1 pseudogene is annotated in these 255 nt (G+C 60.8%); it reads right to left on the bottom strand.

The features are described 5' to 3' along the window. Positions 1–255, bottom strand: a pseudogene (locus KI367_RS26915) (IS5/IS1182 family transposase); the annotation flags it as partial.

Below are 255 nucleotides of genomic sequence, written 5' to 3' on the forward strand. Positions count from 1 at the left end.
GGCGCGCATGTCGCATCCAGCATGAGGGTGCCCTTGTTCATGACTTCCGCTGTCGGTGCGGCTGTAGATGGCAGGACGTGTAGCTTTTTCGCCATGTTGCGGGGGTTCTTCGCCACAACAGGGGGCTTCTCGGGAATAGAGAAAGCGTCCCCTACCTCCATGGTGAGCTGCGAGCCGCCCGCGTCGTTGTCGTCGTCATCGCGATCTCGCTTGGACGATTTCGGTTTCGCCTCGACCTCTCGCTCTGCTTGCAGC

Source organism: Paenibacillus cookii, from assembly GCF_018333375.1.
In the GTDB taxonomy this organism is placed as follows: Bacteria; Bacillota; Bacilli; order Paenibacillales; family Paenibacillaceae; genus Paenibacillus_AQ; species Paenibacillus_AQ cookii.